This is a genomic window from Ruegeria sp. CDSA246, from assembly GCF_059611225.1.
On sequence record NZ_JBXWPD010000008.1, the window covers coordinates 26,388 to 51,684 of the forward strand.

Sequence of the window (25,297 nt, forward strand, 5' to 3'; positions counted from 1 at the left end):
CAAATTGTGGCCGGTCAGTCCAACCGGACGCCTTCGCGTTGCAGCCTTTCGCGCAACACATCAATTTCAACCGTCAGATCACTGCGGTCGTCCAAAAGCAACTTGCGGGTACGCGCCGCGAAATTTTGTTCAAGATCATCCAGGAGGGACGAATAATCCTCCAGCGCCTGCGCATCGCGGGTGCGGGCATAAACGTCAGCAAATTTGACCGTCGCGTCACGCGCGCCCTTTAAGTAAACGGTCAGGTATTTTCGCGCACCGGCCAGATCGCGAGGGTCTTCCTCGACCGTGCGGAACAGGTCGCGGGCGGTATCCTGAAAACGTTCAACCCGGGCTTCGATCCTGCGGTCGCCTGCGCGTTTGATGGCGTCGGTCATCTCGGACAGATGTGTTTCAGCACCTTCCACGACGCGGGCAACGCGGTCTTGCTGGAAAGTGTCGATGCCTTCCATCCCTTTGTCAGTCATCGGATCAATTCCGAAAGAGACAGAGTGTAGGACGCTGGCCATCAAACCGAACAGAATCGGGGCGATCAGGCTGGTCTCAGACGCTGCGGCTGCATCCAGATATTCGGTGCGATAAGCAGCCAATCCGACGCCAAGTCCGGTCAGCAGGCTGGAGAATACCTTTCTGGGAAACGCCGGGCGACGGGCTGTGCGGCGAGCGTTGTAGGCGGATTCGGCCCGCAACCCTTCGCGCAGCAGAAATGCTGCAGCTGTCAAAAGACCCGCTGCGATCAGGCCGATCGTCAATCCGACGGCCCCATCGTTCAGCGACAGAAAAACCAAGGGAACAGCCGGAAGAAACAACAGGTTAGCGCGCGCCCCGGCCGGTTCGACCCGAGCGACGTCAAACTGTCCGCGCCGAGGTTGATTCGGAGACGAGGAGTCGTCCTGTGGGCTGAATTTCCCGCCATACCGTTTGGCCATGTGCTTACAAGCCTCCCAACACGCCGGTGCAGACGCCGAACATCAGCATCAACAACACGACATAGGCCAGTTTTTGCACTCCGGTCCCGGACATGGCGCCCCCCAAAAATGTCCCTTGGGGAAATCTAGGCCATGAGAGACCGTGGCGCTAGGGGGAAGGTTGCCTAACCTGCGTCACTTGCGAGGTTTCTTGCCGATCGGGGGCCGATTTCGCTGTGGGCGAGCGGGTCGTTTGGCCGGTGCTTCGGGCTCGGCTTCCAACCCCAGTTGATCGCGCATGACCCGTCGGCGGATCTCTTCGACTTCGCCGGGTTTCAGGCTTCCCAGCTGGAAGGGGCCGTAGGACACTCGCAGCAGCCGGTTCACCGCAAAACCGATATCTTCTATCGCACGCCGAATTTCACGGTTCTTGCCTTCGCGCAGACCGATTGTCAGCCAGGCATTCGCGCCTTGTTGACGGTCCAGCGTGACGTCCATCGGCAAAAAGCGTTCCCCGTCGATCACAAGCCCCTTACGAAGCGGTGCAAAATCCTCGTCCTTGGGGCGGCCATTCACCCGCACGCGGTATTTGCGTAGCCATCCGGTCGAGGGCAGTTCCAGCTTGCGCTTGATGCCGCCATCATTGGTCAACAGCAGCAACCCTTCCGAGTTCAGGTCCAACCGCCCGACACTCATGACCCGGGGCATATCCTCGGGCAGTTTGTCAAAAATGGTCGCGCGTCCTTTTTCGTCACGTGTCGTTGTCACCAGACCCGAAGGTTTGTGGTACAGCCACAGGCGCGAAGGTTCCGGTTCCGACACCGGTTTGCCATCGACGTTGATCTTGTCTTTGGCTGTGACGTTCAGCGCGGGGCTGTCGATTGTCTTGCCGTTTACACTCACACGACCCGCTTCGATCATGCGTTCGGCTTCACGGCGCGAGGCAACGCCTGCGCGGGCAAGGACTTTGGCGATCCGGTCGCCTGGAGGAGGGGTTTTGGTCATCTGCAGCCCATAGCGCATCCCGGCCGCTTGCGAAAGACAGGTTTCTGTTGCAGTCAGAGGCATGGTGTTCAGATCGCACATGGATAAGGCGCTGGTTGAAGCGCGCGCTGCGGCGGATCGCGGCGAGGTGCCCGTGGGCGCTGTTATTGCCGGCCCCGATGGCGTGATCGTGGCCTCTGCGGGCAACCGAACACGAGAGCTGAACGATCCCACCGCCCATGCCGAGATACTGGCCCTGCGTGCTGCATGCGCCGCAGCCGGATCCGAACGTCTGCCCGATCACGATCTCTATGTGACGCTAGAGCCTTGCACGATGTGCGCGGCGGCATTGGCGGCGGCGCGTATCCGGCGCATCTATTACGGGGCTGCCGATCCGAAATCTGGCGGCGTTGACCATGGCGCGCGGGTTTTCACCCATACACAAGCGCACCACGTGCCAGAGGTTTACGACGGCATCCGAGGGCAGGAGGCCGCCGAGCTTCTGAAAGAGTTCTTCGCCGCACGGCGTTGACCCTAAATGGTAATGGCCTTCATCACCTCGAGTTCGATGACATCGACCCCCGGCAACCCATCGACCAGCGCCTGAGCTGATTGTTCGAGGATCGGGAAGGTCTTGTAATGGCAAGGAATCACGGTCTTGAAATTGAAATACCGCTTGGCCGCATACGCCGCGCCCTTCATGTCCATCGTGAAATGACCGCCTGCCGACAGGATGCCGATATCGGGTTTGTAGTAATCCCCCATCCAATCCATATCGGCCATGATATCTGTATCGCCAGAGACATACAGCATGCGCCCTTCCGAGGCGATCATGAACCCGACCTCGCTGCCGCCGGTGCGCAACCCGTCGGGCGTGGAAAAGGTTGAACTGTGCGAGGCCGGAACCATTGACACTTTGACGCCGTTCAGGTTCACGGTGCCACCTTTGTTGTAGCCGATAGTTTCCAGCCCTTCGGACTCGCTCCAAAACCCCATCAGGTCGTATTGTCCGACCACGGGGACGTTCAGGTGCTTGGCCAGCGATACGACATCGGCGACGTGATCGAAATGTGTATGCGTAAGAAGGATATGAGTCGCCCCATTTAGCGCGTCATCATGCTGTTCCTCGGACAAGACCGGGTTGCCAGTCAGCCAGGGGTCGATCAGCAGAACCTGCCCGCCGGTTTCGATGCGGAAACTGCCGAGTCCCAGCCAAATGATGTTCATGAATTCATCCTCCCAAAACAAACTGTTGGCATTAACTTAGCATCGGCTATGTAAAAGTTCATGGACTGGTTTCAGGAAATTGATGGCTATTGCGAGCGCTTGTCGCCCGCCTATTGGGCCGAGCCGATAAACGCGGTGACAAACGCGGCGTTTCTGATTGCGGCTTTTGTCATGTGGCGGCGCGTGCGCGGGCAGGGGATGCCGCTGGCGATGCTGTTGGTGGCCATTCTGACTGCCATCGGGCTTGGCAGCTACCTGTTCCATACGCACGCGCAGGTCTGGGCCGCCATGGCGGATGTTCTGCCGATCCTGCTATACATCCTGGTCTACATCTTTGCGATCAACCGGGACGTCTGGCACATGCGGCCGCTTACGGCCGGGATCGTGACGGCGCTGTTCTTTCCCTATGCCGCAGCGACGGTGCCGTTGTTCCAGCTTGTGCCGGGACTGGGTGGGTCAGCAGCCTATGCCCCGGTGCCGCTGCTGATCTTGATCTATGCGTTTCTTTTGCGCCACCGGGTGCCGTACACCGCCCGTGGTCTGGCCATTGGGGCGATGATCCTGATCGCCTCGATCACCTTTCGTGCGCTGGACGAACCCATATGTGGGCAGATCCCGTTTGGCACGCATTTCATGTGGCACATCCTAAATGCCCTCATGCTGGGCTGGATGATCGAGGTGTATCGTAGGCACCTGACCCGCGCGGCTCAGGCCTGAAACGCTGCGGCCAGCTCCGCGGGTAGGTCAAATTCGGACAGCACGCGTGCACGGCCTTGATCCGACATCTTGCGCGCGGTTTTCTCGACAATGCTTTGGATTTTCTCGGCTGAGTGCTTTTCGGCGAACGGTGCGAAATACCACTTGAGGAAGACAAAGCAGATGACATCCTCCAGCGCCTGCACCTCGTCGTCACGCTTGATACCCTGTTTGCGCAGCATCCGGCCAGCAGATTCGATATCCTCGGCAGAGTAGCCGTTCTGTTTCATAAGCCCCATCACGATCTCGGCGTGGTGGACGCCCTGCGCCTTGCGCCAAGCCAGATATCCGGCACGACCTTCCGGGTATTCACTACGCGCGAGCTTCCATCGTTCCACATGCTGACCCCGCGCTGCAATCTGCAACGGGTCAGAGGCGTCGGGGAACAACCTGTCCAACTCAGCGCTCATGCGCTGACCATAAAGCAGTTCAGCGGGCTGGCCGTCTTCGAGGTTGGGGTCGTGTGAGTTGGCCGCATCAATTGCGTCCATAACAGCTTGCTTGCGCGCGTTCATCTTCCGTTCCGTTGGCTTGCCGGATCTGCAGGGCAGGCCGGCGGGTTACTTGTGGACCACCGTAGCGATACGTCGCGCGGAACGCAGCAGGCAATTGCCGGGCCGGGGCATTTGGACCCGACCCGGTTTTGCGGGCTAAATTACTTGCCCGGTTTGTTCTGATCCTGGGTGACAGGTTCCGACACCTGATCGGGGAAAATCAGGCTGCGGGTCAGGGTGTCCATGCTTGGGCCAAAAGCGCCCGCCTGAGCTTGCGCAGCAAGAACCGTAGTGGCCAGAACAAAGGCAGTCATGAACGTTTTCATCGTTTTTCTCCATATAAAGCTGTGCCGTGCTATATGAAATGAACAGTTCAGTTCAGTATTTCAAGATGTGAAGTGAACTAATCGGTTCATTTTTTACGTAGGGGTATTCAGAAATGAATGATCGGACAGGATTTATGGACCTTTGCCATGCGCTCAAGGGTGGATCAGCGCCTTGGCGGTCTTGCGACCCGGCGACCAGACAGGTAAATGCCCCCTAACGCATAAGAGGATATCCGATGTCGATTGACCAAAGCAACGCCGCCAAGGTGGCCAAACTGGCCCGGATCAAGGTCGAGGATGACGCGCTGCCTGCGCTGGCATCCGAATTCAACACCATCCTTGGCTTCATCGAACAACTCAATGAAGTGGATGTTGAAGGTGTCGAGCCGATGGTTTCGGTCGAGCCGATGCGCCTGAAACGTCGCGAGGACGTGGTGACCGACGGGAACCAGCAGGACAAGGTTCTGGCCAATGCCCCCGATGCGCGCGAAGGGTTCTTCGCTGTTCCCAAAGTTGTGGAGTAAGACATGAGCGATCTGAACAAACTGGGCCTGGCCGAAGCTCGTGACGCATTGCGTGCCGGTGACGTAACCTCGGTTGAGTTGACCGAGTCCTGCCTGAAAGCGATCGATGACGCCGACGCGCTGAACGCTTTTGTTCACAAAACGCCAGAAATCGCGCTGGAGCGCGCCAAGGCGGCGGACGAGCGGATCAAGGGCGGCGATGCACCTTCTATGTGCGGCCTGCCGATCGGCATTAAGGACTTGTTCTGCACCAAAGGGGTGCCTTCACAGGCGGCATCGAAAATCCTTGAAGGTTTCAAGCCTGAATACGAATCCACAGTATCCCAGCAGTTGGCCGACTCTGGCGCAGTCATGCTGGGCAAACTGAACATGGACGAATTCGCCATGGGCTCGTCAAACGAGACATCGGTTTACGGCAACGCGGTCAGCCCTTGGCGTCGCGGCAATGACGACGCACAACTGACACCCGGTGGCTCATCTGGCGGGTCGGCCTCGGCTGTGGCAGCAGACCTGTGCCTGGCCGCCACCGGCACCGATACAGGCGGTTCAATTCGTCAACCTGCAGCGTTTGTAGGTATCACTGGTATCAAGCCGACTTATGGTCGTTGCTCGCGCTGGGGCATCGTGGCTTTTGCGTCCTCGCTGGATCAGGCGGGTCCGATGACTAAAAACGTGCGCGATGCAGCCATCATGCTCGAGGCGATGTGTGGTCACGACCCCAAGGATTCGACCAGTACGGAACTGGCAGTTCCGAACTTCGAGGCCATGCTAACCGGCGATATCAAAGGCAAGAAAATCGGTATCCCCAAAGAATACCGCATGGACGGGATGCCGGCTGAGATTGAAAAACTCTGGGCCGAAGGCGCCGAGATGTTGAAAGCAGCGGGTGCTGAAATCGTCGACATTTCGCTGCCGCACACCAAGTATGCGCTGCCCGCATACTACGTGATTGCACCTGCCGAAGCGTCCTCGAACCTCGCGCGTTATGACGGTGTCCGTTATGGTCGCCGCGCGCAGCTGGCACAGGGCGACGGTATCACCGAGATGTACGAAAAGACCCGCGCCGAAGGCTTTGGCCACGAAGTTCAGCGCCGGGTCATGATCGGCACCTATGTGCTGTCGGCAGGGTTCTATGATGCCTACTATAACCGCGCCCGTAAGGTGCGGACGCTGATCAAGAAAGATTTCGAAGATGTCTTTGCCGCAGGGATCGATGCGATTCTGACGCCTGCTACCCCGTCGGCGTCCTTCGGTCTGGGCGAGATGACCGAGGCGGACCCGGTGCAGATGTACCTCAACGACGTCTTTACCGTGACAGTGAACCTTGCCGGCTTGCCCGGTATCTCGGTTCCCGCAGGTCTGGACCAACAGGGCTTGCCTTTGGGTCTGCAACTGATCGGCCGTCCATGGGAAGAAGGCGATTTGCTGAACACGGCCTATGCGTTGGAAAGCGCCGCTGGATTTGTGGCCAAGCCGGGTAAATGGTGGTAATCCTCGGATCAGGCAAGACCAGCTAAGACGGAGCAGCTGAATGCGCTTTACGCTTCTGATCCCCGCAATCGGGCTTGTGGCCGCCTGCAACACGGTGGCCCCGGTCCAGGGTACAGGATTTAACACGCCTCAATATCAGGCACAGCGCGAGGCCGCGCTGGCTGGCCCGGGCTACACCGGAAACCCTTTGGTTGGGCCTGCTGAAGTCTCAGAACAGCAACTTGGCGCTCCTGGCACCGCGCCGACCGGGGACAACGCAGATATCGCGTCGGCAACCGCGGCTGCATTGGCCAACACTTCGGGGCAAAGCACGTTGACGCAAGTCCCGCTGTCCGCCGCCAGTAACAATGCGATCTCCGACGAACAGGATTTTGCGGCTGTATCAGGACGTCGCACGATCGAAAACGACGCGGCCCTGATTCAACAGAACCGCCAGACCTACGAAGTCGTCACCCCAACTGCTGTTCCGCAGCGCGGATCGGACGGCCAGCCCAATATCGTGCAATACGCTCTAAGCACCTCAAATCCCGTCGGCACGCAGCTATACAGTCGCGCTGGCTTTAACCTCGAAGCCAAGGCTCAACGGAACTGCGCCAAGTTCCCGTCGCCCGACCAGGCTCAGATCGAGTTTCTGTCCAATGGTGGCCCGCAGCGGGACCGCAACGGGCTGGACCCCGATGGGGATGGATACGCTTGTGGCTGGGATCCCAGTGCCTTCCGCAGTGCCGTCAACAACTGACGCATTGGCGCCGATCTGGCACCCATCGCCCAACTTCGGGCCGCGTAGGGACGGGCTGAAGCCGTCCCTGATCGTTTTGCACTATACGGCAATGAACAGCGCGCAAGAGGCGCTGGACAGGCTATGCGATCCCGTCCACGAAGTTTCGGCGCACTACCTGATAGGTGGTGACGGAACACTCTGGCAGTTGGTGCGGGAAGGGGACCGCGCCTGGCACGCAGGGGCTGGCGAGTGGCACAGTCAGAGCGACATCAACTCCCGTTCGATCGGCATCGAACTGGACAACACCGGCATACACCCGTTCTCAGAACCGCAAATGCAACGGTTGGAGAAATTGTTGCATAAGATCATGCACCGTTGGACCATCCAGCCAAACGGCGTTATCGGCCATTCCGACATGGCACCCGGGCGAAAATTCGATCCGGGCCCACGATTTGACTGGCTGCGGCTGGAACGCAACGCGCTGGCCGCATCACGCGAACAAGGCGATGGTCGACAAGATGCCCCACAGGACCGATTTCGTACCCTAGCTCAAGCGGCCGGATTCAGTGCTGAAGTAGACGACGAAACCCTCCTGAGTGCCGTTCGTCTGCGATATCGCCCCTGGGGCAAAGGGCCATTGCGGCCAGCCGACTTCGCGCCCTTGACCCCACAATCCTGATCCGCTCTTCAACGGGCAAAAATATCCCGGGGTTGAATTGGCCGCAGGCCCAGAAGGGGCTGGCCCCTTCGCACGCTCTCCACTCTTGACGCGGCTTGGCACAAGGCATACCCACCGCTTGCGCGGAGGGCCGGATGGCCGCTGGGGTCGCAAGGCCCGAGAGGAAAGTCCGGACTCCACAAGACAACGGTGCCGGGTAACGCCCGGGCGGGGCAACCCGACGGAAAGCGCCACAGAAATCAAACCGCCCCGGACTTAGGTCCGAGGTAAGGGTGAAACGGTGGGGTAAGAGCCCACCGCGCCGCTGGCAACAGTGGCGGCACGGCAAGCCCCACCGGGAGCAATGCCAAATAGGGTCCCCGCGCGGGCAGGTCGGCGTCAGCCGAAACCGCCGCTAGGCACGTCCTGGCCAAGAGGGACCGGGTTGGCAGCTTGAGCCGCGCAGCAATGCACGGCCTAGAGGAATGGTCATCGAAGGGGGCAACCCCGGAACAAGATCCGGCTTACAGGCCCTCCGCGCATAACTCTGTTCACTTACCGGGCGGCGTGTAAGCCCCGGTCAGCTTGGCGGCCTTTTTGGTAATGGCGGCAAAGTCCTTCGCCTTCCAGGCGCGTACTGTTTCAACGTTTGATACTGCACCCGAGGCCGCAACGGCCATTCCAATGGCTACTGCGTCAGTGCCATCCGGAACTTCACTTACGACCACCACGTCATTTTCGCCGGTCGTCATGTAAAAAGCCAAAAGCTTGCCGCCGACTTTTTTCAGCAACGCCCGGACGGCCGCCGTGCGGTCTGCAGGCTTCTTCAGCATTCCTTTGACGCCATCCTGGGAGTAGGTCGCATAAGTGATGAAAATAGGCATAAGTCTTCTCCTTGGTTCAATGGTCTGGAACGCTGAAATTGACCGGTTCCGCGGCCTGGAAACGGGATCTAAAAAATGCTCACAATGGCGTCCAAGGCGACCCAGAAACCCACTGCAATCAGAGCCAAGCCGGTCAAAGTGGGCAACCAGCGTGCGCCCGGCAGCAGCTTTTCCAAAGCCACGTAAATGGCAATTCCGGCAATCCAGTACAGATTCATGATCCCGCCTACGAACAGCAGGGCCATCAAGGCCCAGCAACAGCCCAGACAATACAGCCCATGCAACGCACCGGTTCGGAACGCACCAAACGCGCCAGGTTTGTGATGGACGGCAATGAACCGGGCAGGGCTTTGACAAAGCCGCAGACAGGCAGACTTGAGGTCCGAAAGCTGATACGCGCCTGCCGCAATCAGGACGCAGCCAGCAAATGTTTTGGACCGGATCGTCATCATTGGACCATCGGACAGCCCGATGTTTTCCAGACCCCATTGCAACCCCGTCGCGGCAAGGCTGAACAAAGCCCAGGCGATCAGGTAGCCTGCGAGAAAGCAAAAACTGAACTGCGCTGCCTTGTCACGTTCGGGTCCCGCACGCTTTATCGCCGAATACAGCAAGACCGCAGGTGCAGCGCTGGGGGTCATCATCGCGATCATCATGACCCACCACATCAGAAAGATCAGGATTACGTATTGCACACCCCAACTGGGCGCTTCGCCCATGTGCATGGGTTCTCCGATCGGACCCGCCATATTGGTCATTTCGCTGGCCGTCATGTTCATGCCGATCCCGGCGATGGTGTACCAGGCTGCAGCCAAAACAATCAGCGACACACCGAACAGCACGATGACCCGCTCACGCCGCATAAGCCGCTCAACCGGCCCAGTGCGGGGCGGTGTGGGATGGGATGTCATGATGACCCCCGGATCAGGCGCCCAAGACACCGTGGCCCGAAATGTTCAGGTGGGCCAGATGAGCATGTGTCGCGTCAAAGGTCAGGCTAATTTCGCCGCCATGTGTCTTGGCCGAGCCCGAGGCAGCTTCGGCGTGCCGGTATTCAAACCCGTTTGGCAGCTGAATTGACGCCCGGTGCGCCGCACCCGAAACGATATGCGGAATCGGGCTGACCTCGACATCGAAGACGCCATTCACCTTTGCAAACCCGGTGCGCTCGTCGCGGTCCCAGTTCAGCTCAATCGGAACGAAAAGCGTTTCATGTTTGGTCGGAGCCATAGCGCTATAGACATACCAGAAGGTTGCCATTTCATCAGTATCTTCACCGGTCATTATGGCTTGCAGGGCCGCGCGCTGATCGGCGCTGGCGCTGGCATCTATGATCAGTTGCATCTGACCGTTGCCCTCATGGATCGGGCCGGGCCAATAGTACACCCCAGCCGCCCTTACGCCCGCCAGGTCGGTGTCCCCATAGTGACCGCTTTCGATGTCGAATACGACGACGGCTTCGCAATTGCCATGTGTTGGAAGTACGCTGAACTGGCAAGGACAACCGAAGTTGCAGTTACAGTTGGCCAGCTCTTCGCCCTTAATAGTCCATTCAGTCATGATGCCCCCTAAACAAAATCAATCGTGCAAACCCTGCTTGCACGGTTGCTTGCCTGTTCATGGTGCCTCGAAGATCGAGCCGGAAATTGGCTTCTTTGGATTGTAGATGGCGCGGTTACTATCACAAATTCGAATTTCTGACAAATTAGACATGCACTTGTATAGGAATACGCCTGTTACATGTTCACTTGCTTAAACGAAGCCACCATTGGTCAGCTTTGCGCTAGCGTTAGGGCATCTGCTTAATCCGTGGATTATTGAGTCGCAGATATCTGCTATATTGCAAAAACGCATTTTTAATATTGGGAGGATTGTTATGAGTTTCATGAAGGCACTGGCTTCGGTCGCAGTTGGATTTGCTGCAGCAAAAGGCATGGAAAAGTACAAGCAAATGGGCGGTATGGCCGGTCTTCAAGATATGATGCAGGGCGCCGGGGGCGGCTTTGGCATGGATCAACTGGGCAAGATGGCAGAACAGTTCGGGATGCCGGGGGGTGCCGGTGGGCTGCAAGAGATGATTGGAAAGCTTGGCATGGCCAATCCGGCAGGGGCCGCAGGTCTTGGTGGGCTGATGAATGCCATGCAGGGGGCAGCAAAGTCAGGCAGCCAGCAGACCGTCGACATGATGGACACGGTGTTCAAAGGCACACCCGGGGGCGCGGCGATGGAGGAGCAAGCCAAGCTGATGCTGCGCGCGATGATCCAGGCGGCCAAGGCGGACGGAGAGCTAGACGAGCAAGAGAAGGAAACCATTCTGGGCGAATTGGGTGATGACATCAGCGATGAAGAACGCGCCTTTGTCCAGGATCAGTTGAATGGCCCGATTGATGTGATCGGATTGGCTGCTGATTCCGGCGCGCCACTGAAAACGCAGGTCTATGCGACGTCTCTGGCGGCGATTCGTCTGGATAATCAGCGCGAGGCATCTTACCTCGTGCAACTGGCCACTGCGCTGGGATTATCCGATGCTGAACGCGACCAGATACACACGTATATGGGTGCGCCAACCCTTTCGACCTAAGCCTGATCCCCAAACCGGAGGACATGTGCCTGATTGCCCTTGACACGAGCCGTGCAAGGCGTAAAAGCGCACGCTCATAGGAATTCAACCGAAAGGCCCCTGCCTTTTCGGACGCAGGAGATAACCATGGCGAAGCCGACGACAATCAAGATCCGTCTGAACTCGACCGCGGGCACGGGCCACTTCTACGTGACCAAAAAGAACGCTCGCACCATGACCGAGAAAATGACCGTTCGTAAATACGACCCGGTTGTTCGGAAACATGTCGAGTACAAGGAAGGCAAGATTAAGTAATCTGCCGTCCAACTTGGACAGAATGGAAAAGGGTTTCGCTGATGCGGAACCCTTTTTCTTTGTGCATGCGGCTGGGTGAAATGTCCTGGATCGGGAATTGGCCGTTGCAGTGACGCATCAGCGTAACGCCCATTCGGTTGGGCGCCGGGTTGCTTTTTGGAACCCCTTGGCCATACGCTTCAGCAAATCGTTCCAAAATGTTGGTCGCCATGAAAAAAATCTTGTTATCCACAATTGCCGTATTCGCCCTTGCGGCTTGTGAAGACCCCTATAACCGCTCGGGTGTTGGCTTCACGGGCATCGATGGTGAGCCGCGGACCCTCTCGGATGTTCCGGGTGCGGTCTCGTTCCTTCCCGACGCCACGAATATTCCGGCGGAATTGGCTTTGTTGCCATCCATCCCGGTCGTAACGGATCAGACCGAGGCGGAAAAAGTAGCCCGCGTCGCGATCGACAATGGCGGACGCAGCGACACAAACTCAGTTGTTCTGACCGGTTCGGACATGAACATGTTCTTAAGCACAGTCAGCGTGAACGGCACTTTGTTCGGAGTGCTTCGGACCGAAAACAACAGCACCCGCGTGGACAACAACGTCGGCGCAGCCTTTGGCCAAAATGCCGAACAGTTTACCGGGTGCCTGCCTGCGGGTGACGTGTTCCGCAAGGGGTCGTCGTCGCGCAGCTCGGGTTTTGCGGTTGCTCTGAACTGCAGCTGATCGAACCAAAAAGATACAACTAAAGAAAGCCTCCACCGTGTGGGTGGAGGCTTTCTTTGTTCTTAACGTCACAAGTTTGCGCCGCCTGTTTGCTATCTCGGGATGCCATGCAGCGAGGCAAACAAAAAAGGCGGGCCAATCTGGCCCGCCTTTGAAATCGAATTCCGTCTGTCTTATTCGCGGTTGCCGAACAGCTGCAGAAGGAACATGAACATGTTGATAAAGTCCAGATACAGGCTCAGCGCGCCCATGATTGCGGCTTTACCCAACCACTCCTGGTCGCCCGAATGGGCCATCTGCAGGTAGGTGGTTTTGATCTTCTGAGTGTCATAGGCGGTCAGACCAGCAAAGATCAGAACGCCGATCACCGAGATCGCGTACATCATCGCGGGTGACTGCAGGAAGATGTTTACAACCATCGCCACGATCAGGCCAATAAGACCCATGATCAGAAATGTACCCATTCCAGACAGGTCTTTCTTGGTGACGTAGCCGTACAAGGACAGTCCTGCGAAAGCGATCGACGTGATCAGGAACACCTGAATGATCGACATGCCGGTAAAGGCAATGAAAATCCAGCTGATCGACAGGCCCATCACCGCTGCGAATGCATAGAACACCAGCTGTGCAGCTGCGGCGGACAAGCGGTTGATACCGGCGCTAAAGCCAAAGATGAACGCCAGCGGTGCAAACATGATCACCCAGCGTAGCGGCGAGGTATAGATCGCGGCACCCAGCGACGTCAGATAGGTGCCCGAGCTGATTTGCCCCGCTGCGGCCGATGGGTCGGTTGTGGTTGCAAGTCCGGAAATGGCCCAGGCAGCCATGAATGTAATCAGCATGCCCACAGACATCGTGCCGTAGACTTTATTCATATGGGCGCGTAGGCCCTCGTCAATCTGGGCAGCGCGCGCACCGGTCGCCGTCCGGATCGTGTCAAATTGTGCCATTAAGGGTCTCCCTTTGCATATTTCTTGTCGGACCAATGGAATTGGCCCCGTTCCCCGCAAATATCGGCAAGTGCGGGCTGTGTTTCAAGGGTTTAACGCCCGAAACTGGCTAAAACACGCAACAAAAATGGCAGCCCGACGGTTCGCGCTGCCATTCACCGAGAAAAGGTGCAGTGTCGAATCACTTTTGCCAGAACTCCGGCGCATCCCAAATGGATCGTGACGCCTCGGCTTCGGCCTGTTGGCGGGTGACGCCGATGTCTTCCAGAGCGCGATCATCAAGTCTGGCAAGCGTTTGACGCTGACGCAGAAGAGAGAGGGCATCCCGAAGCGAGGACAACAAAGAGCGACGCTGCGGTTTGCAGTGCTGTTTGATTGCAATTTGGGTCATATTTATTGTCCTTTCTCTGTTTCATGATGGATAACCGTCTTTCCATCAACTTCCTTGATTTATATGGCGCAACATGTCACATTTTGAAAATGAATATTTATGAAGAGATACATAAGGATTTGTGAACATGCGAAATCTGGATATCACCACGCTCCGTTCCTTCGTTGCCGTTGCTGACCAGGGTGGCGTCACAAGGGCCGCCGGATTTCTGCATCTGACGCAATCCGCCGTGTCGATGCAGTTGAAGCGGTTGGAAGAGCTGCTGGGCCTTGAATTGTTGGACCGTAGTGGGCGCACAATTGCGTTGACTGCATCCGGTGAACAGCTGCTGGCCTATGCCCGGCGCATGATCGCGCTGAATGACGAAGTAATCTCAAAGCTCACGGATCAGGCCTATGAAGGCGAGGTCGTTCTGGGCGTTCCACATGACATCGTCTACCCGGCCATCCCGCGGGTCTTGCAGCGTTTCAATGCTGACTTCCCGCGGGTTCGGGTGCAGCTGATTTCGTCATATTCACTTCAGCTGAAAGAAATGTTCAAACGCGGCGAGTGCGATCTGATCCTGACAACCGAAGCCTCAGCCAGTGATGGATCTGAGACCGTCGCTGAGTTGCCCTTGCGGTGGATTGGGGCGCCGGGCGGGTCAGCATGGCGTAAGAATCCGATTCCATTGGCCGTCGGACGGCGGTGCGCGTTCCGGCCCCAGATGATCTCGGCCCTCGATGCGGAAGGTATCCCGTGGGAACTGTCGGTCGAAACAGAAAACGACCGCACGATCGAGGCGACAGTCAGCGCGGATCTGGCTGTTCACGCGATGCTGGACGGGACCGAACCCGCACATCTTGAACAGATCGATACCGGAGGGGCTTTGCCGGAACTGCCGGCCCACATGATCAATCTGTATGGGGGCGAGACCGGGCGCGGCGCTGTCGTCGAATCGCTGGCCGCGCTGGTGCGTCAGAATTTTCGTATGCTGGGCAGTGCCCCGCTCAAGGCTGTGGTGGGGTAAGCGCCCGTCAGGGGGTAATAACTACTTTGCCGGTGGCCACGCGGTCGCGCAGCAGTTGCATGCCTTTGTCGGCCTCGGCCAGTGGAAGAACGTGGCTGATATGCGGCTTGATCCGCCCTTCGGCGAGCCAGCCGAACAGCGTGTCAAAGCTGTCCTGTACAATCTGCGGTCGGAATCTCAGATAGCCGCCGATGTAAAACCCAATCACAGTCAGGTTTTTTACCAACAGATGGTTGGCCGGAATTTGGGGAACGTCGCCGCCCGCAAACCCGATGGGCAACAGACGGCCTTCGGGGTTGGTTGCCCGGAACGCGGCTTTGAAGACATCCCCTCCGACAGCGTCATAGACGACATCCGCGCCGCCCAGATCCTTGACGCGTGCGCGTAGGTCTTCCGAGGCGTCGATCAGGTGATCCGCACCAGCCGCGCGGGCCACATCCAGTTTTTCCTGCCCACGCGCATGGGCAATTACCGTCGCGCCCATCAGCTTGCCGATTTCGACGGCGGTAAGTCCAACCCCACCTGCGGCACCGGTCACCAAAAGGGTCTCGCCCGGCCGGAGATGCGCCCGATGATCAAGGGCGATGTGGCTGGTGCCGTAAGCGATCTGAATGGCCGCGGCACTTTCAAAGCTGATTGCATCGGGCAGGGGAATCGCGCGACTCGCATCAAAAACGCCATATTCCGCCAGTCCGCCCTGACCGGAATAAACGGCCACACGGTCCCCGACATTCAAGCGCGTAACACCGTTACCCAGCTTGTCGACAACACCCGCAACTTCCATACCCAGCGTGAACGGAGCCTCGGGCGTGTCCTGATACGTACCCTTCTGCATCAGCAAGTCGGCAAAATTCAATCCGCAGGCCTTGATCGCGATGCGTACTTGCCCGGTGCCGGGTTCGGGAAGGTCAATATCAGCCAATTGGGCGGCGCTTCCCTGGGATTGTATCGTGAATGCCTGCATGATCGCGCTCCGTAATTTTGGGGCATAGATTCTTTTCAGCCAGGGTTTGTCAATCTATTCCCCGGCCAATTCGGTTCCTTTCAGGTGCACGTGGGGACTATCCCAGCATTAAAAACACACAACCCTAAATCTTTGTGACCCGAAACAGATTCAACCTTCTTGAAAAATTACCCAAATGCGGCAATATTGCGCTATGGTGCTGTTTTGGGGGTATGTTCCAAATTAGGGAGTGGTTAAGTGCGACTCGCTAGTGTTGCGATAAAAAGCAACGCGCGCCCCAGGTAGTTGTGTGTAAAAGAGGAGAATACCAATGACCCATCACGTCGATGTCCATGTGGGCAAGCGCGTCCGGCATCGCCGCTGGCTGATTGGCATGACCCAGCAGCAGCTGGCGGAACAAGTTGGTATTAAGTTTCAACAAATTCAAAAGTATGAAACTGGGGCCAACCGGATCAGCGCGTCTCGCCTGTGGGACATTGCCGAAGCATTGGACGTTCCCGTCAGCTTTTTCTTTGAAGGTCTGGAAGAGGCCGAAAAGGAAACCTCTGGCAAAAAGTCGGTTCCTGCCGATCTGATGGGGGACAAGGAAGCGCTGGACCTCGTGCGGTCCTATTACGCGATTCCCGAAAACCAGCGCCGCCGCCTGTTCGAGCTTGCTCGGGTTCTCAGCGACGTAGCATAAATTAGCGGGTTGACTCCAAACCGTGCGCACCTCACGGGTTACGCATGCAAGAGACCTCTCTAAGCGATCTGGAAGTTGCCGAAGAAATGGCCGACGCGGCGCGTGCGGCCATTCTTCCGTATTTTCGGCAAACCAATCTGGACACCACGAACAAACTGGAAGATGGGTTTGACCCCGTAACCATTGCTGACCGCAACGCCGAAACGGCGATGCGCGCGGTTGTGGCGCGTCATCGGCCCGAAGATGGCATTTTTGGCGAAGAGTTTGGTCGCGAAGAAGGCTCAAGCGGCCGGACCTGGGTTCTGGACCCCATCGACGGTACCCGCGGGTTCATCAGCGGTACTCCGACCTGGGGGGTTCTGATTGCGCTCAGCACAGCTGACGGCCCGATCATGGGGGTGATCGACCAGCCCTATATCGGCGAACGGTTTGTGGGTTCGGCGGATATCGCGCAGGTCACCGGCCCATCCGGAACGGCATCGTTGAAGACACGCTCGACATCGGCCTTGGATCAGGCGGTTGTTTTTACGACCTTCCCAGAGGTTGGCACACCTGAGGACCGCGCAGGGTTCGAAGCGGTGGCCCGGCAAGCAAAGCTGACCCGTTATGGCATGGATTGTTATGCCTATGCGCTGGTGGCGGCGGGTCAGGTTGATCTGGTGATCGAATCCAGCCTGAACGCCTATGATATTCAGGCCCCCATTGCAGTGATAGAGGCTGCTGGTGGGGTTGTGACTGACTGGCGGGGCGGTCCGGCCCATAATGGCGGGCGGGCTCTGGCGGCGGCGAATCCCGAACTGCACGCGGTCGCACTTGAAATCCTGCGCAACTATTGAAACTTGTTGCTGCAAATTGGCCGGTCGGGTAGGTTCTACGCGGCTGGTTCTTATGCCCGTTTTCCGCCAGCCTTTGCACTTCTTGCATGAGACGGGCTGTTGCAGGAGGGCGAATTGACCGAAATCCTTATCAAAAATGCAGATACCATTCTGACGATGGATGACGCGCGGCATGAGTTGTCGGGCGCAGACATTCTGATCGTGGAGGGGCAGATCGCGCAGATCGGCCACAACTTGCAAACCGACGGTGAGATCCACGATGCTGCGGGTTGTGTTGTGACGCCCGGGCTGGTGAATACCCATCACCATCTGTACCAAACCCTGACGCGGGCTGTGCCGGGCGGGCAGGATGCATTGCTGTTCGGATGGTTGCAGACACTCTATCCGATCTGGTCCCGTTTCGGCCCTGAAGAGATGTTTGTGTCGGCTCAGATTGGTCTGGCTGAATTGGCTCTGTCGGGCTGTACGCTCAGCTCTGACCACCTTTACCTTTACCCCAACGGCGCGCGCCTGGACGATACGATCGCTGCCGCCGCCGAAATTGGTCTGCGATTCCATCCGACCCGCGGCGCAATGAGCATCGGGGAAAGCGACGGCGGGTTGCCGCCAGATGAATTGGTCGAGGTGGAATCCGATATCCTCGACGACATGATCCGCGTGGTTGACGCGTTTCATGATCCATCCGATGGGGCGATGTGCCGGGTAGGGTTGGCACCTTGCTCCCCGTTTTCCGTCAGCAGGGACCTGATGCGCGACACAGCAATCCTTGCGCGCGACAAAGGTGTGATGCTTCACACTCATCTGGCGGAAAATGATGAAGATATAGCGTATTCGCAGGCGCAGTTCGGGTGCCGCCCTGGTCAATATGCCGAAGATCTGGGTTGGACCGGATCAGACGTCTGGCACGCGCATTGCGTGAAACTGGACGGGGCCGAGATTGATCTTTTCGCCAGAACCCAAACGGGCGTGGCGCATTGCCCGTGCTCAAACTGCCGCTTGGGGTCCGGTATCGCACCGGTTCGAACCATGCGTGATCACGGAGTTCCGGTGGGTCTGGGCGCCGACGGTTCGGCCAGCAACGATAACGGCAGTCTGATCCTCGAGGCCCGACAGGCCATGCTGCTGCAGCGCGTTGCCAATGGCGCTGATGCAATGTCGTCACGCGAAGCGTTGGAGATTGCCACGCGTGGCGGTGCAGATGTGCTGAACCGCCCCGATTGCGGTCGGCTTGAGCCCGGTAAGCGCGCCGACATTGCCATATGGGACACGCGCGGTATCGAAAGTGCAGGCAGCTGGGACCCGGCTGCATTGCTTTTGGCCGGACCGATGAAGGTGAAACACCTGTTTGTTGAAGGCCGCCAGATCGTGCGCGACGGGCATGTCACGACGTTGGACCTGCCGCGCGTGATCGAACGGCAGACCCAATTGGCCCGCGCTTTGCAGGCCTAGGAAGACACGCGGCGACCGGCGATCCAAACCTCAGCAATCGCCCGGTCGTCGCCCATCATGATCGTAGGAAAGATCGCCTCCCACAGATCATCGGCGCAGGCTTCACGCTGGGCAATTGCGGGGGTTGAGGCGAGGTCAAGAACGACCAGATCAGCCTCCATCCCCGGTGCGACATTGCCAATGCAATCATCCATCCGCAGCGTACGGGCCGAGCCAACCGTGCCCAGCCACAGCAGTTGTGCCGCGTGCAGCGGCGACCCGCGCAGCTGCCCGATTTCATAGGCCGAGGCCATCGTGTGCAGCATTGAAAAGCTCGACCCGCCACCAGTATCTGTTGCCAGACCAACCCGGTGCCCTTCGCCCATCAGCCCGTCCATGTCGAACAAGCCGGATCCGATAAAGGTGTTCGAGGTCGGGCAATGGATCAGCGAGGCGTCAACCTCGCGCAGCCGGTCACGTTCGCGCGATTCCAGGTGGATAACGTGGCCGTAAACGCCATGCGAGCCCAGCAGCCCGAACTTTTCATAGGTATCCAGATAGTCTCGCGCATCAGGGAAAAGCTCACGAACCCATGAAATTTCGTCTGTCTGCTCGCTCAGGTGTGTTTGCATCAGGCAATGCGGGTGTTCGGCCCACAGTGCGCCCATCGCCTCAAGCTGCTCGGGCGTGGATGTGGGCGAGAACCGTGGTGTGATGGCGTAGGATATCCGGTCGACACCGTGCCATTTCTCAAGCAGCGCCTGCGATTGATCATAGGCCGTCTGCGGGGTATCCCGCAGCCCTTCGGGCGCGTTGCGATCCATGCAGGTTTTGCCTGCCACCACACGCTGCCGGCGTTGCTGCGCGGCTGTGAAGAATGCGTCGACGCTTTCGGGGTGGATGGTGCAGAAACTGCACATTGTTGTGGTGCCATGCGAGGCCGTCAGATCCAAATAACGGTTGGCGATCTCGGCTGCATAGTCGGGATTCCCGAACTTCATTTCCTCGGGGAAAGTATATGTGTTCAGCCAGTCGATCAGGCGCTTTCCCCAACTGGCGATCATGGCGGTCTGTGGGTAATGGACATGCGCATCCACAAAGCCAGCCATGATCACGTGCTGACCGTGGTTTACAACTTCGGCATCGGGGTTCGCGGATATCAAGCTGTCGGCATCGCCGACGGCAGATATGCGGTCGTCTTCGATCAAGACCGCTTCGCTGATTGTCACAGCCTCTGTCGGTTCACCTTCGAATGGTGATCCGTTGAAGCTCAGGACACGCCCTTTCAGCAGCGTTTTTTGCGCCATTTCCGTTCATCTCCGCCTGTATGGGACTGCGAAACAGCATAGTGGGGCGAAACTTGTCGGTAAATCGGCGCATTGTCATTGTTTTCCGGTAGCTGCTTCTTCTAATTAGGGGTCAATGCGCGAACCAAACGGGGGCAGACATGACGACAGGCTATGATGAACCCGTAATCGACTCCGCAAGCGACGATGACGCCTATGCGCTGGATCGCCGGATGGTTGCCGCGATCCTGTATGCGGTTGATGTGGAAGATCGCGACAGGCTGATCGAGCTGATGGAGCCGCTGCACCCTGCGGACATTGCCGACCTCCTTGAACAGATTAATCCCTATGACCGTGGCCGTTTGATCCGTCTTTACGATAAGGAATTCGATGGCGATATCTTATCTGAACTGGATGAGTCCGTCCGCGAAGAGGTTATCAGTGTCCTGCGCCCCGACGTTCTGGCCGACGCCGTGCGGGACATGGAAAGCGATGACGTTGTCGACCTGCTGGAAGACCTTGAAGAGCCGCAGCAAGAAGCCATCCTGGGCGCATTGGAAGATTCCGAACGGATCGCCGCGGAACAGGCGCTGTCTTATCCAGAAAACTCGGCCGGTCGCCTCATGCAGCGCGAGGTGGTCATGTCGCCCGAGCATTGGACCGTGGGGCAGACCATCGATTTCATGCGCGCCAATGATGACTTGCCGGAACAGTTCTACCACGTTGTTCTGGTTGATCCGCGGCTCAAACCAGTTGCACAGGTCACGCTGGGCAAGCTGATGGCAACCCGACGCGAGGTGCCGTTGCACGACATCGCCGAAGAGGAATTTCACACCATCCCCGTCGATCAGGACGAAGAAGATGTGGCCTACGCCTTTAACCAGTACCACCTGATTTCCGCCCCGGTGGTTGATGCCGATGGGCGTTTGGTCGGCGTGATTACCATTGATGACGCCATGGTTGTTCTGGACGAAGAATACGAAGAGGACATGTTACGCCTTGCGGGTGTCAGCGACGAAAGCTCGCTGTCCGACAGTGTCGCCGCAACCAGTAGGCGGCGCTTGCCGTGGCTGGCCGTCAACCTGTGTACCGCAATATGCGCGTCACTGGTCATCTCGCAGTTCGAAGCGGCGATCAATCAGTTGGTGGCACTGGCAATCCTGATGCCGATCGTTGCCTCGATGGGAGGGAATGCCGGGACGCAGTCACTGACGGTTGCGGTGCGGGCGCTTGCAACGCGCGACCTGACCGGATCGAACGTGGCGCGCGTTATCCGGCGAGAATTGCTTGTGGGAGTGCTCAATGGTCTGTGCTTCGCGACCGTTTTGGGGACTGTAGGCATGATGTGGTTCGATTCACCCTTGCTGGGTGTCGTGATCGGCTCGGCCTTGGTCGTGAATATGGCGATCGCAGGCTTCGCAGGTACGGTAGTACCGGTTGTGCTGGATCGTCTGGGCATTGACCCGGCGCTGGCGTCAGGGACCTTCGTGACCACCACAACGGATGTCATGGGGTTCTTCATCTTTCTTGGGCTTGCCAGCGTGGTGCTTCTGTGACCGATCTGACTGAAATCAAGGCCATCGCCCGTAAGGCGGCATTTGCGCGCCGGAAGGTTGCATTCGATGCGCGTTTGCCGGGTGCAGCCGGACGTTTGTCCGAAGTGCTTGCGGGGCATCGCGGCGTCCCGATGTCGGGGTACATGCCGATCCGCACCGAAATTGATCCTTTGCCTGCTATGGCCGAGGCCGCGGCTTATGGTCCGGTCGGTGTGCCAGTCATTCAGGCCGCCGGACAGGCGTTGCGGTTTTCGCGCTGGACGCCCGAGGGCGTGTTGAAAGACGGCCCGTTCGGCGCCAAGGTTCCCGAGATTGACGATTATTTTGACCCCGAGATTCTGGTTGTGCCGCTGGTTGCTTTTGACGCGCAAGGCGGAAGACTGGGATATGGCGGTGGCTTTTATGACCGCACGCTAGAGGGATTGCGCGCCAAGCGCCCCACACTGGCCATCGGCTTTGCCTTTGACGCACAAGAGGCCGAGGGGCTGCCGTTGGAACCCACGGATCAGACGTTGGATATGGTCATCACTGAAAGCCGAGTACTGACGTTCTCGGCCTGACCGCCTCAGGTCGGGCTGTTTTCGCGAAAGTACTCCCACGCGTCCACTTCGGTGCCGTCGGGCAGGATGCAGATGCCGATCTGGCCGCCTTCGCCATCTCGGATTTCGTAACGATTGCCGCTTTCAACGCAAAAGGTTGCTGCCGGGTTCGCCAGCTGGGTGGACGAGTCGTTTGAAGCAGGCTGGTCGCAAGCTGAAAGCGCGGTCAAACTGGCGGCGGTCAGAAGGGCAAGGCGCATGGGAAATCTCCTGCATTATGTTCTTTGGCGGTTTATTCTGCCAGCTTAACCACTTGTGCTTGAGAGATACCACACTTAGGACAGTTCGAATGAGGATACTTTTTCTGGGTGACGTGATGGGCCGCGCCGGACGCGCGGCCATTCAGCAACATTTGCCGCGTCTGCGCGACGAATGGCGGTTGGATTTTGTCGTGGTCAATGGCGAGAACGCATCAAACGGGATGGGTCTGACCGGGGATCACGCCAAGCTGCTGCTGGATTCCGGGGCCGATTGCCTGACACTGGGCGATCACGCGTTCGACCAGAAAGACATGTTGCAATTCATCGAAAGTGAACCCCGTATCGTGCGCCCGGTGAACTTTGCCAAGGGCGCGCCGGGCAGGGGCCACCGGTTGTACACCGCGCCGGGCGGGCGCAAGGTTCTGGTTGTTCAGGTGTTGGGGCAAGTCTTCATGAAACGCCCCTTTGATGATCCGTTCTCTGCTGTTGAACCAATCCTGAAGTCGCACCCGCGTGGCGGGCAAGCGCAGGCGATCATCGTCGATATGCATTGTGAAGCGACTTCCGAAAAGATGGCCATGGGTCACTATTGCGACAAACGCGCCAGCCTTGTTGTGGGCACGCATACACATGTGCCAACCGCGGACGCGCAAATCCTGCCGGGTGGCACGGCCTATCTGACGGATGCGGGCATGTGCGGCGATTATGACTCGGTCATCGGCATGGATAAGCTGGAACCGATGCGCCGGTTCATCACCGGTATGCCCAAGGCCCGGTTCACTCCGGCTAATGGTGAGGCCACGCTGAGCGGAGTGTTCGTTGAAACCGACGACCGTGACGGTCAGGCGAAATCTGTTCAAATGGTGCGCGTTGGTGGGCGGCTACAGCAAGCTGGCCCACAGTAAGGGCACGTCAGGCTTGCTCTGTCGCGCGCAATGCGTGAAACTGCCTGACGGGCGCGTAAGCCAGGCCAGGGTTCGGACAGAATACCAAGAATGCAATTCCTTCAGCTGACAGAAATGGGAAGCGCGATACTGGCGCTGTTGGTCGTTGCAGGCATGTTCATCATGTTCCTGCGCGAATCCTATCCGACTGAAGTGGTCGCAATCGGTGGCGTGGCCGTGATGCTGGTGACGGGCATTCTGCCCTATCAAAGCGCACTTGCCGTTCTGTCAAATCCGGCCCCTTGGACGATTGCCGCGATGTTCATCATCATGGGAGCATTGGTGCGTACCGGAGCACTGGACGCATTCACATCGACAGCGCAAAAACAGGCACAGGTAAGTCCCAAAGTCGCAATCGCGACGTTGATGGCCTTTGTTGTCTTTGCCTCGGCGGTGGTTTCAAACACGCCCGTGGTGGTCGTGATGATCCCGGTATTCGTTCAGATCGCGCGGACGCTGAACGTGTCGGCCTCGAAACTGCTGATCCCGCTTAGTTATGCGGCCATTCTGGGTGGTACGCTGACCCTGATCGGGACCTCGACCAACCTGTTGGTTGATGGTGTCGCGCGGGCGCAGGGGATGACCCCGTTTTCGATTTTCGAGGTGACCCCACTGGGTATTGCACTGGTGATTTACGGCATGTTCTACCTTCGCTTTGTCGCGCCGCGCCTTTTGCCGGATCGCGACAGCATGGCATCCATGCTCAGCGACCGGTCGAAGATGAAGTTCTTTACCGAGGCTGTCATTCCCCCCGACAGCAACCTGATCGGGCGTGAGGTGACAGGCGTGCAGCTATTCAAACGCCCGGGCGTGCGCCTGATCGACGTCGTGCGCGGCGACGAGTCGTTGCGGCGCAACCTCAAGGGCGTCGCTTTGAAAGTTGGCGACCGTGTCGTTCTTCGGACTGAGATGACAGAGTTGCTGAGCCTGCAAACCAACAAGGAACTCAAGCGTGTCGACCAGGTCTCGGCGGTCGAAACCAAAACGGTCGAAGTGCTGATCACTCCGGGTTGCCGCATGGTCGGGCGGACGTTGGGCGCGATGCGTTTACGCCGCCGTTATGGCGTCTATGTGCTGGCGGTGCATCGAAGAAACCAGAATATTGGGCGGCAATTGGATGATCTGGTCGTGCGGGTCGGTGACACGCTGCTACTGGAGGGATCACCTGCAGATATCCGGAAACTGGCTGCTGATATGGATATGGTCGATGTGACCCAACCTTCGGCCCGCGCATTCCGCCGCAGCCACGCGCCGATTGCCATCGGGGCGCTGACCGGGATCGTTGTGCTGGCCGCGCTGGGCGTTGCGCCCATCCTGCTGCTGTCGATCCTGGCTGTTGCGGTAGTTTTGATTACGCGCTGCATCGACGCGGATGAGGCGTTTTCCTTTGTCGAAGGAAGATTGCTGGCCCTCATCTTCTCAATGCTGGCCATAGGCGCGGCCTTGGATAAATCCGGTGCAGTTTCCTTAATTGTCGAAGCCGTGGCGCCGGGTCTTGGTGCCCTGCCACCATTCCTGATCATCTGGGCGGTCTATTTGCTGACCTCTGTGCTTACAGAGCTGGTGTCGAATAACGCCGTGGCAGTTGTGGTGACGCCGATTGCCATTGGTTTGGCGCAGGCAGTGGGCGTTGATCCGCGCCCGCTGGTCGTGGCAGTCATGGTGGCGGCCTCGGCTTCATTTGCGACGCCGATCGGATATCAGACCAACATGATGGTTTACGGCCCCGGTGGGTACAGGTTCACAGATTTTCTGAAAGTTGGCGTGCCGCTGAATCTGACTGTGGGTTTGCTGGCTTCGCTGTTGATCCCTCTGATCTGGCCGCTTTGAGTTCGGCACGGAACCGCTGGTTTTCCGGCGAAGTCCTTGTAAAATCAAAACCTCATAC

The 25,297-nt window shown here is 58.1% G+C and carries 30 protein-coding genes and 1 other RNA gene; 18 read left to right on the forward strand and 13 right to left on the reverse strand.

Going from position 1 to position 25,297, the window contains the following annotated elements; translation table 11 throughout:
* Window positions 1–14 precede the first annotated feature (14 nt).
* Together AC2FI9_RS11630 and AC2FI9_RS11635 are read right to left on the reverse strand one after the other, a co-directional pair.
* Window positions 15–929: a 5-bromo-4-chloroindolyl phosphate hydrolysis family protein gene (locus AC2FI9_RS11630; RefSeq protein WP_496767792.1), complete on the reverse strand. Its 915-nt coding sequence runs from the start codon at window positions 927–929 to the stop codon at window positions 15–17.
* Between the two features lie 174 nt (window positions 930–1,103).
* A complete protein-coding gene (locus AC2FI9_RS11635; RefSeq protein WP_496767794.1) occupies window positions 1,104–1,976 on the reverse strand; it encodes a pseudouridine synthase in 873 nt (290 codons plus the stop codon).
* On the opposite strand from AC2FI9_RS11635, the gene AC2FI9_RS11640 reads away from it, so the two are divergent.
* On the forward strand, window positions 1,975–2,424 hold the full coding sequence (locus tag AC2FI9_RS11640; protein ID WP_496767796.1) for a nucleoside deaminase: 450 nt from the start codon (window positions 1,975–1,977) through the stop codon (window positions 2,422–2,424). The two genes, AC2FI9_RS11635 and AC2FI9_RS11640, sit on opposite strands and share 2 nt — an antisense overlap.
* 2 nt (window positions 2,425–2,426) lie before the next feature.
* On the opposite strand, the gene AC2FI9_RS11645 is transcribed toward AC2FI9_RS11640, so the two are convergent.
* Window positions 2,427–3,119 (reverse strand): metal-dependent hydrolase, encoded by a 693-nt coding sequence (locus AC2FI9_RS11645; protein WP_496767799.1) that lies wholly within the window; start codon window positions 3,117–3,119, stop codon window positions 2,427–2,429.
* A 60-nt stretch (window positions 3,120–3,179) separates the two neighbouring features.
* On the opposite strand from AC2FI9_RS11645, the gene AC2FI9_RS11650 reads away from it, so the two are divergent.
* The gene (locus AC2FI9_RS11650) at window positions 3,180–3,836 is read left to right on the forward strand and encodes a ceramidase domain-containing protein (RefSeq protein WP_496767801.1); all 657 of its coding nucleotides are present in this window, start codon (window positions 3,180–3,182) and stop codon (window positions 3,834–3,836) included.
* Here AC2FI9_RS11650 and AC2FI9_RS11655 read toward each other — a convergent pair.
* Together AC2FI9_RS11655 and AC2FI9_RS11660 are read right to left on the reverse strand one after the other, a co-directional pair.
* The gene (locus tag AC2FI9_RS11655; protein ID WP_496767802.1) at window positions 3,827–4,390 is read right to left on the reverse strand and encodes a DUF4202 domain-containing protein; all 564 of its coding nucleotides are present in this window, start codon (window positions 4,388–4,390) and stop codon (window positions 3,827–3,829) included. The two genes, AC2FI9_RS11650 and AC2FI9_RS11655, sit on opposite strands and share 10 nt — an antisense overlap.
* Window positions 4,391–4,530: 140 nt before the next feature.
* Window positions 4,531–4,695 (reverse strand): hypothetical protein, encoded by a 165-nt coding sequence (locus AC2FI9_RS11660; RefSeq protein ID WP_186437502.1) that lies wholly within the window; start codon window positions 4,693–4,695, stop codon window positions 4,531–4,533.
* Window positions 4,696–4,931: 236 nt separating this feature from the next.
* Between AC2FI9_RS11660 and gatC the strand changes: the two genes are divergently transcribed.
* The 5 genes from gatC to rnpB all read left to right on the forward strand — a co-directional run bounded on the left by gatC (window position 4,932) and on the right by rnpB (window position 8,632).
* Window positions 4,932–5,219, forward strand: a complete 288-nt coding sequence (gene gatC / locus AC2FI9_RS11665) for an Asp-tRNA(Asn)/Glu-tRNA(Gln) amidotransferase subunit GatC (protein WP_058275619.1) — start codon at window positions 4,932–4,934, stop codon at window positions 5,217–5,219.
* A gap of 3 nt (window positions 5,220–5,222) precedes the next feature.
* A complete protein-coding gene (gene gatA, locus AC2FI9_RS11670) occupies window positions 5,223–6,710 on the forward strand; it encodes an Asp-tRNA(Asn)/Glu-tRNA(Gln) amidotransferase subunit GatA (RefSeq protein WP_496767804.1) in 1,488 nt (495 codons plus the stop codon).
* Between the two features lie 40 nt (window positions 6,711–6,750).
* Window positions 6,751–7,449: a hypothetical protein gene (locus AC2FI9_RS11675; RefSeq protein ID WP_496767806.1), complete on the forward strand. Its 699-nt coding sequence runs from the start codon at window positions 6,751–6,753 to the stop codon at window positions 7,447–7,449.
* Window positions 7,406–8,110 carry an N-acetylmuramoyl-L-alanine amidase gene (locus tag AC2FI9_RS11680; protein WP_496767808.1) on the forward strand — a complete coding sequence of 235 codons (705 nt, stop codon included), beginning with the start codon at window positions 7,406–7,408 and terminating at the stop codon, window positions 8,108–8,110. Before AC2FI9_RS11675 ends, AC2FI9_RS11680 begins: the two co-directional genes overlap by 44 nt.
* Window positions 8,111–8,232: 122 nt before the next feature.
* Window positions 8,233–8,632: RNase P RNA component class A (rnpB, locus tag AC2FI9_RS11685), an RNA gene on the forward strand.
* 8 nt (window positions 8,633–8,640) lie between these two features.
* Here rnpB and AC2FI9_RS11690 read toward each other — a convergent pair.
* The 3 genes from AC2FI9_RS11690 to AC2FI9_RS11700 all read right to left on the reverse strand — a co-directional run bounded on the left by AC2FI9_RS11690 (window position 8,641) and on the right by AC2FI9_RS11700 (window position 10,533).
* Entirely contained in the window at window positions 8,641–8,973 is a 333-nt protein-coding gene (locus tag AC2FI9_RS11690; protein WP_058275623.1) for a GYD domain-containing protein, read from the reverse strand.
* Window positions 8,974–9,041: 68 nt separating this feature from the next.
* Window positions 9,042–9,884 carry a DUF2182 domain-containing protein gene (locus tag AC2FI9_RS11695; protein ID WP_496767810.1) on the reverse strand — a complete coding sequence of 281 codons (843 nt, stop codon included), beginning with the start codon at window positions 9,882–9,884 and terminating at the stop codon, window positions 9,042–9,044.
* A gap of 13 nt (window positions 9,885–9,897) precedes the next feature.
* A complete protein-coding gene (locus AC2FI9_RS11700; RefSeq protein WP_108859367.1) occupies window positions 9,898–10,533 on the reverse strand; it encodes a DUF1326 domain-containing protein in 636 nt (211 codons plus the stop codon).
* A 316-nt stretch (window positions 10,534–10,849) separates the two neighbouring features.
* Between AC2FI9_RS11700 and AC2FI9_RS11705 the strand changes: the two genes are divergently transcribed.
* The 3 genes from AC2FI9_RS11705 to AC2FI9_RS11715 all read left to right on the forward strand — a co-directional run bounded on the left by AC2FI9_RS11705 (window position 10,850) and on the right by AC2FI9_RS11715 (window position 12,564).
* Window positions 10,850–11,554 carry a DUF533 domain-containing protein gene (locus AC2FI9_RS11705; protein WP_496767812.1) on the forward strand — a complete coding sequence of 235 codons (705 nt, stop codon included), beginning with the start codon at window positions 10,850–10,852 and terminating at the stop codon, window positions 11,552–11,554.
* A gap of 126 nt (window positions 11,555–11,680) precedes the next feature.
* Entirely contained in the window at window positions 11,681–11,848 is a 168-nt protein-coding gene (rpmG, locus tag AC2FI9_RS11710; RefSeq protein ID WP_007799108.1) for a 50S ribosomal protein L33, read from the forward strand.
* A 209-nt stretch (window positions 11,849–12,057) separates the two neighbouring features.
* Window positions 12,058–12,564 carry a hypothetical protein gene (locus tag AC2FI9_RS11715; protein WP_496767814.1) on the forward strand — a complete coding sequence of 169 codons (507 nt, stop codon included), beginning with the start codon at window positions 12,058–12,060 and terminating at the stop codon, window positions 12,562–12,564.
* Window positions 12,565–12,737: 173 nt separating this feature from the next.
* Here the strand turns inward: AC2FI9_RS11715 and AC2FI9_RS11720 are convergent, their stop codons facing one another.
* Window positions 12,738–13,514 (reverse strand): Bax inhibitor-1/YccA family protein, encoded by a 777-nt coding sequence (locus AC2FI9_RS11720; protein WP_058275627.1) that lies wholly within the window; start codon window positions 13,512–13,514, stop codon window positions 12,738–12,740.
* Between the two features lie 181 nt (window positions 13,515–13,695).
* Window positions 13,696–13,905, reverse strand: coding sequence for a DUF1127 domain-containing protein (locus tag AC2FI9_RS11725; RefSeq protein WP_496767816.1), 210 nt, complete (start codon window positions 13,903–13,905; stop codon window positions 13,696–13,698).
* Between the two features lie 127 nt (window positions 13,906–14,032).
* Here AC2FI9_RS11725 and AC2FI9_RS11730 point away from each other — a divergent pair, with 127 nt between their 5' ends.
* Entirely contained in the window at window positions 14,033–14,914 is an 882-nt protein-coding gene (locus tag AC2FI9_RS11730; protein WP_496738107.1) for a LysR family transcriptional regulator, read from the forward strand.
* Between the two features lie 7 nt (window positions 14,915–14,921).
* Here AC2FI9_RS11730 and AC2FI9_RS11735 read toward each other — a convergent pair whose 3' ends face one another.
* Window positions 14,922–15,878 (reverse strand): NADPH:quinone oxidoreductase family protein, encoded by a 957-nt coding sequence (locus tag AC2FI9_RS11735; protein ID WP_496724243.1) that lies wholly within the window; start codon window positions 15,876–15,878, stop codon window positions 14,922–14,924.
* Between the two features lie 310 nt (window positions 15,879–16,188).
* On the opposite strand from AC2FI9_RS11735, the gene AC2FI9_RS11740 reads away from it, so the two are divergent.
* The 3 genes from AC2FI9_RS11740 (at window position 16,189) to AC2FI9_RS11750 (ending at window position 18,845) form a co-directional block, all read left to right on the forward strand.
* Entirely contained in the window at window positions 16,189–16,560 is a 372-nt protein-coding gene (locus tag AC2FI9_RS11740) for a helix-turn-helix domain-containing protein (protein ID WP_109313179.1), read from the forward strand.
* A gap of 44 nt (window positions 16,561–16,604) precedes the next feature.
* The gene (hisN, locus tag AC2FI9_RS11745; RefSeq protein WP_496767818.1) at window positions 16,605–17,396 is read left to right on the forward strand and encodes a histidinol-phosphatase; all 792 of its coding nucleotides are present in this window, start codon (window positions 16,605–16,607) and stop codon (window positions 17,394–17,396) included.
* A 114-nt stretch (window positions 17,397–17,510) separates the two neighbouring features.
* A complete protein-coding gene (locus tag AC2FI9_RS11750) occupies window positions 17,511–18,845 on the forward strand; it encodes an 8-oxoguanine deaminase (protein WP_496767820.1) in 1,335 nt (444 codons plus the stop codon).
* On the opposite strand, the gene guaD is transcribed toward AC2FI9_RS11750, so the two are convergent.
* Window positions 18,842–20,131, reverse strand: a complete 1,290-nt coding sequence (gene guaD / locus AC2FI9_RS11755; protein ID WP_496767822.1) for a guanine deaminase — start codon at window positions 20,129–20,131, stop codon at window positions 18,842–18,844. The two genes, AC2FI9_RS11750 and guaD, sit on opposite strands and share 4 nt — an antisense overlap.
* A gap of 140 nt (window positions 20,132–20,271) precedes the next feature.
* On the opposite strand from guaD, the gene mgtE reads away from it, so the two are divergent.
* Together mgtE and AC2FI9_RS11765 are read left to right on the forward strand one after the other, a co-directional pair.
* Window positions 20,272–21,666, forward strand: a complete 1,395-nt coding sequence (gene mgtE / locus AC2FI9_RS11760) for a magnesium transporter (RefSeq protein ID WP_496767825.1) — start codon at window positions 20,272–20,274, stop codon at window positions 21,664–21,666.
* On the forward strand, window positions 21,663–22,226 hold the full coding sequence (locus AC2FI9_RS11765) for a 5-formyltetrahydrofolate cyclo-ligase (RefSeq protein ID WP_496767827.1): 564 nt from the start codon (window positions 21,663–21,665) through the stop codon (window positions 22,224–22,226). Before mgtE ends, AC2FI9_RS11765 begins: the two co-directional genes overlap by 4 nt.
* Before the next feature lie 5 nt (window positions 22,227–22,231).
* On the opposite strand, the gene AC2FI9_RS11770 is transcribed toward AC2FI9_RS11765, so the two are convergent.
* On the reverse strand, window positions 22,232–22,465 hold the full coding sequence (locus tag AC2FI9_RS11770) for a putative hemolysin (protein ID WP_058275635.1): 234 nt from the start codon (window positions 22,463–22,465) through the stop codon (window positions 22,232–22,234).
* A gap of 89 nt (window positions 22,466–22,554) precedes the next feature.
* Here AC2FI9_RS11770 and AC2FI9_RS11775 point away from each other — a divergent pair, with 89 nt between their 5' ends.
* Window positions 22,555–23,370: a TIGR00282 family metallophosphoesterase gene (locus AC2FI9_RS11775; RefSeq protein WP_496767829.1), complete on the forward strand. Its 816-nt coding sequence runs from the start codon at window positions 22,555–22,557 to the stop codon at window positions 23,368–23,370.
* 90 nt (window positions 23,371–23,460) lie between these two features.
* Entirely contained in the window at window positions 23,461–25,239 is a 1,779-nt protein-coding gene (locus AC2FI9_RS11780) for an SLC13 family permease (RefSeq protein ID WP_496767831.1), read from the forward strand.
* Window positions 25,240–25,297: the final 58 nt, after the last annotated feature.